A 3507-nucleotide genomic window follows, 5' to 3' on the forward strand; every position below is an offset into this window, starting at 1 on the left:
CCGGCAGGTGCTCCACACATCCGGCCCCACCGGCCGCTCGGGACGATGCCCCATCATGCCGCCAGCCTGACCCTCGACCTACAAGATCGGAACCCCAACCAGCAACATCATCAGAACACTCCTAGGCGGTGAAGTCGGCGAAGTCGAAGCCCGGGGACACGATGCAGCTCACCAGCACCGGCTCCGCCGACGCCGGGCGGGCCGACTGCCACGTGCCGCCCGGCACGACCGCCTGCGGCACCTGCCCGGCCTCGACCCGTGGGCCCAGCGTGATGGTGTCGTCCCCGATCGTCAGGCTCAGCGGGCCGCCCCGGTGCCACAGCCACACCTCGTCGGAACGCACCACGTGCGGCACGGACTGCTCGCCCGGTTGCAACAGGAAGTAGATGCCGGTGGCGCTCGCCCGCGTGCCGTCGTACCCGTCGGGCTCGAACGTCACCGCGGACCTCCAGGTCTCGCGGAACCAGCCGCCCTCCGGGTGGGGCAGGAGGTCGAGGGCCTCGGCGATGAGCGGGCGTTCGACGAACGCGACCGGGGCGCCCGTGACGTCCCTGCGCAGGAATCGGGTGCCGTCGAGGACGAGTTGCCCGTCGAGCGGGCTGGCGAGGGCCGCCGCCTCGTCCGCCACCTGCACGGACGGGCCATCGGGGTAGATCCGCAACTCCACCCGCCAGAGTTTATGCCCATAAAGCCCGGGGTCTCACGGGGTCGTCTGGACGCAGTGAGGATCTTGGTCGAGGGTGATGACCGGACGCATTCACCTGTCATACGATTCCTCATATTTTAATATTTTTTATCCGTTCATCGCCCCATGAGTGGATGTCCCGGCGATCCGACCAACGAATGAGGCAAGACCAGGTGAAACCCGATCAAGTACGTGGCCTGCTGGACGGCCGCGCGTCCCGGCGACAGATGCTCACCTACGCCACCGGCGTGGCCGGGCTCATCGCGCTGGGGCAGGTGCCCGGCGGGGCGAAGGACCCGACCCCCGCGCTGCGCGCCAACCCCTTCACGTTAGGCGTCTCCTCTGGTGACCCGCGCCAGGACGGGGTGGTGCTCTGGACCAGGCTGGCCACCGAGCCGCTGGCCGACGACGGGATGGGCGGGATGCCGAGCGTTCCCGTGCCGGTCCGGTGGGAGGTCGCCGAGGACGACGGCATGCGGCGCGTGGTCCGCAAGGGCGTCTTCACCGCCCGCCCCGAGCTCTCCCACGCCGTTCACGTCGAGGTGAACGGGCTGCGCCCCGGCCGCGAATACTGGTACCGCTTCACGGTCGGCGACGAGACCAGCCGCACGGGCCGTACGAAGACCGCCCCCGACCCCCGCTGGGCCACCGAGGTGTCGTTCGCGTACGCCTCCTGCCAGGCGTGGGACGCGGGCTTCTACACCGCCTACCGCGACATGGCGGCCCAGGACCTCGACCTGATCGGCCACCTCGGCGACTACATCTACGAGAACGCCATCGGCGCCACCGGCGGCCAGCGCAGGACGCCGTTGTCGGCGGCGCACAACGCGCCCACCATGACGCTCTCCCAGTACCGCCTGCGCTACGCCCTGGTCAACACCGACCCCGACCTGCAGGCCGCCCGCGCGGTCGCGCCCTGGTTCTTCGCGGTGGACGACCACGACGTGGAGGACAACTGGGGCAGCGACCGGTCCCCGATGGGCGGCCCCCCGGAGAACTTCCTGCGCCGCCGCGCCGCCGCCTTCCGCGCGTACTTCGAGAACCAGCCGCTGCGCCCCTCCACCCTGCCCACGGGTCCGGACATGTCGCTGTACCAGAGCATCGGGTACGGCCGGCTGGCCACGTTCCACGTCCTGGACGAGCGGCAGTTCCGCAGCCCCGCGAACGTCACCGCCCGCCTCGACCCCAGCCGTTCCATGCTCGGCGAGCGGCAGGCGTCGTGGCTGCTCGACAGCATGGGCAGGTCCCGCAGCGAGTGGAACATCATGGCGAACCAGGTGATGATGTTCCAGCTCGACCGGCTCACCGACCCCGGGCTGCAGCAGCTCAACCCCGACACCTGGGACGGCTACGCCGCCGAGCGCGACCGCCTCTGGGCCGGCATCACCCGGCGCAAGGTCGCCAACCCCGTCGTGATCACCGGTGACGCGCACGTCAACTGCGCGGCCGAGTTGAAGGCCGACTTCGCCGACCCGGAGTCCCCGGCGGTCGGGGTCGAGTTCCTCGGCACCTCGATCACCTCCGGCGGCGACGGCACCGACACCAGCGCCGGCGGGCAGGAGTGGCTGGCCGCGAACCCGCACCTGAAGTTCTTCAACAACCAGCGCGGCTACATCCGCTGCCGCGTCGCCAAGGACACCATGCGGGCGGACTACGTGGTCGTGGACAAGGTCACCACGCCCGGCGGGACCGCGTCCGTACGCAAGTCGTTCGTCGTCGAGTCGGGCCGGCCCGCCCTCCAGGACGCGTGAGGCACCCATGAGGACATCCATCTTCGCCGCCGCCATCGCCCTGATCCCGCTCGGCGCCGTGCCCGCGGCGGGCTCCGCCACCGCTCCCGAGCTGCCCAGGACCCCGGCCGGGCAGGTGCTCGTGGTGCAGGCCAACCTGCAGGACTCGGTACGCCCTGCCGACGCCGGTGACACCGCCGACCTGGAGAACTTCGCCATCCGCCTGGCCGCCCGGGTCCCGGCCGCCCCCGACGCCCTGGTGCTCAACGAGATCCTCGGTCCTGGCGCCCGGCGTCTGGCCACCAGCCTGAGCAAGGCCACCGGATACAAGTACAAGGCCGAGGTCGCGGGCGAGCGGTCGGCGTTCCAGCCCGACGGCTCGGTACGCGAGACGGCCGTCATCCTCAACACCGACACCATGCGGGTGACCGGGCCGGCCGGGTTCGAGCGCGTACAGGATGAGGACCAGGCCTACGTGGGGGCGGCCAGGCGCGACGGCAGCCTCCAGGTGCCGCTGGTGGCCGCGCACCCGGGCGGCGACCCCGCGACGGCGACCGCCGCGTTCACGGCCTTGGCCGGCGCCAAGTTCCCCGAGGCGGACGGGCAGGTCACGGTGCTCGGAGGCGACTTCAGGGCCGGCCGGTGCGCCGTGCCTGGCGACGACCAGCCGGTCGGCTGCGCGCCGCAGGCGTTCTGGGCGGATCTGACCGGGTCCAAGGCGTACAGTGACGCGCTGTTCGACAAGGGCGACGCGCACAGCCGTGACCACAGCGGATTCCTGTTCGCCCGCGGCCAGGCGCTCGGCGCGGGCATCGACGCCGCGTACGACGCCGACCTGCCCGACCGGGCGGCCTGCAAGGCGGCGTTCGACGCGGGCCGATCGCGCTCGGCTCCCGCGGAGTGCCGCTCGGTGTACTACGCGGACGTGCCGTTCGGCTGGGCACTGCTCGGCGCGCGGCAGCCCGTCCAGCAGTCGGTCTCGCCGGGCAGGATCGCGCTCGACCACTGCGAGCTGGCCGTCCGCCAGGCGGAGGTGGCCGCCAGGGTCGTCAACAACACGGACGAGGCCCTGTCCAGGCCCGTCACGGCGAC

3 protein-coding genes are annotated in these 3507 nt (G+C 71.6%); 2 read left to right on the plus strand and 1 reads right to left on the minus strand.

The annotated features are described in order from the left end of the window. Nucleotides 1-121: 121 nt before the first annotated feature. Complete coding sequence (locus ITP53_RS54445; protein ID WP_328818869.1) at nt 122-667, minus strand: cupin domain-containing protein; 546 nt, start codon at nt 665-667, stop codon at nt 122-124. A gap of 191 nt (nt 668-858) precedes the next feature. Between ITP53_RS54445 and ITP53_RS54450 the strand changes: the two genes are divergently transcribed. Together ITP53_RS54450 and ITP53_RS54455 are read left to right on the plus strand one after the other, a co-directional pair. Next, entirely contained in the window at nt 859-2436 is a 1578-nt protein-coding gene (locus ITP53_RS54450) for an alkaline phosphatase D family protein (protein ID WP_207757735.1), read from the plus strand. A 7-nt stretch (nt 2437-2443) separates the two neighbouring features. Then, on the plus strand, nt 2444-3507 hold a 1064-nt coding region (locus ITP53_RS54455), incomplete at its 3' end, for a hypothetical protein (protein WP_207757736.1).

The sequence above is a fragment of the Nonomuraea cypriaca genome, from assembly GCF_015645445.1.
GTDB lineage: Bacteria > Actinomycetota > Actinomycetes > Streptosporangiales > Streptosporangiaceae > Nonomuraea > Nonomuraea cypriaca.